The sequence below is a fragment of the Colwellia sp. MB3u-41 genome (genome assembly GCF_014076845.1).
Lineage (GTDB): Bacteria > Pseudomonadota > Gammaproteobacteria > Enterobacterales > Alteromonadaceae > Colwellia_A.
This window is the reverse complement of the sequence record NZ_JACGUT010000063.1, coordinates 1-1,866: the sequence shown is the minus strand read 5'-3', so window position 1 is coordinate 1,866 and position 1,866 is coordinate 1. Positions and strand designations below refer to the sequence as shown.

Below are 1,866 nucleotides of genomic sequence, written 5' to 3'. Positions count from 1 at the left end.
AAAGAAGCGGGCGGTGCAGACATTCGTTGTTTAGTGATTGGTGGCAAAGTGGTGGCAGCGATGAAACGCCAAGGCGCAGAAGGTGAATTTCGCTCTAACTTACACCGTGGTGGCTCTGCTGAAGTGGTTAAGTTATCGAAAGCGGAGCGAGAAACCGCCGTGAGTGCTGCAAAAGCGATGGGGTTAAACATGTGTGGTGTTGATTTATTGCGCTCGCAAAATGGCCCTATGGTGATGGAAGTTAATTCATCGCCTGGTTTAGAAGGCATTGAAAAGGCGACAGGTAAAAATGTAGCTGGCATGGTGTTTGAGTTTTTAGAAAAACATGCCAAACCAAACAGCACAAAAACACGTGGTAACGGTTAATTAAAGAGAATTTCATGGACATATTACGTATTGGCGAGTTCGACATCTTACCCGGTGAGCAGCGTAAAATAGACTTACCGGTCGCTAAATTATATACCGATGCCGATGTTTCATTACCGGTTCATATCATTCGCGCTAAAAAGCCAGGACCGACTATTTTTATTAGCGCGGCGGTACATGGCGACGAATTAAACGGCATAGAAATCATTCGCCGTTTAATTCATGAAAATAAACTGAAAATCACCCGAGGTACACTGATTGCTGTGCCGATGGTTAATGTGTATGGCGTGGTGAATCAAAGCCGTTATATGCCTGACCGCCGTGATTTAAACCGTTGTTTTCCAGGCTCGGCTAAAGGCTCTTTAGCAGGACGTGTTGCGCATATTTTTCTTAATGAAATTGTCAAGCATTGTGATTATGGTATTGATTTACACACGGGGGCAATTCACCGCTCAAACCTCCCGCAAATTAGAGCAGATATGTCTGATACCGACACAAAAGCGTTAGCGGAAGTGTTTGGTGTGCCGGTGGTGTTGAATTCCACTTTGGTGGATGGCTCGTTAAGAGAATCTGCGGTTAAAAACAACACGAAAATATTATTGTATGAGGCGGGTGAAGCACTGCGTTTTGATGAGTTTTCAATTCGAGCGGGCATGAAAGGTATTTTAAATGTCTTACAGCATTTAGGCATGATTAGAAAAGTTGCCCGTAGCAAGAAGAAAAAACTGGTGCCCTTTATTGCCAATGGCAGTCAATGGATACGGGCAAATGCGAGCGGTATTGTCCATAATATTGTGAACTTGGGTGACCAAATAACGAAAGGGCAAGTGATGGCGGAAATCGGTAGCCCTTATGGGGCGATATTTGATTCGGTGAAAGCGACACGCTCAGGTATTTTGATTGGTAAACAAAATATCCCCTTAGTACAAGAGGGTGAAGCGATGTTTCATGTGGCATATTTCAGCGAAGACGACGAAGAAATTGCTGAGCATATCGAAAATGTACAAGAGCAATTTTTACCTGAAAACGACGAGAGTTAGGAGCGTGTATGAAAAAGGGGAGTAAAGTCATTATTGGGCGTTTAGAGTCAATCGGTTTACCTGAGTTGGCGATTGACGATTTACAAGTACGGGTAGATACGGGGGCAAAAACCTCTTCATTACATGTAGATAATATCAAGAAATCAATTATTGATGGTGTGCATAGTGTCATCTTTGACCTTCACCCTGATGTGCATAACGTTGATACTATGATGCAATGTACTGCCCCGATTAGTGATATGCGTAAAGTTAAATCGTCTAACGGCACGTCTGAGGAGCGTTATGTTATTGAAACGCCTATTGTATTAGGTGAAGAAAATTGGTTAATTGAAATAACGTTAACGGATCGCTCTGATATGAGTTATTTAATGTTGTTAGGGCGTGAAGCACTTGGTAAGCGGTTTCTTGTTGACCCTTCTAAAGTGTTTTTAGGGTCAAAATAAAAGTTGGCTAACTTAAG

General features: G+C 42.7%; 2 protein-coding genes and 1 pseudogene. All 3 read left to right on the top strand.

What is annotated here, in order from left to right:
* A pseudogene (locus H4J73_RS06695) lies at nucleotides 1-366 on the top strand (30S ribosomal protein S6--L-glutamate ligase); the annotation flags it as partial.
* A gap of 14 nt (nucleotides 367-380) precedes the next feature.
* Complete coding sequence (locus H4J73_RS06690) at nucleotides 381-1,406, top strand: succinylglutamate desuccinylase/aspartoacylase family protein (protein ID WP_182177746.1); 1,026 nt, start codon at nucleotides 381-383, stop codon at nucleotides 1,404-1,406.
* A gap of 8 nt (nucleotides 1,407-1,414) precedes the next feature.
* On the top strand, nucleotides 1,415-1,849 hold the full coding sequence (locus tag H4J73_RS06685; protein ID WP_182177748.1) for a RimK/LysX family protein: 435 nt from the start codon (nucleotides 1,415-1,417) through the stop codon (nucleotides 1,847-1,849).
* Nucleotides 1,850-1,866: the final 17 nt, after the last annotated feature.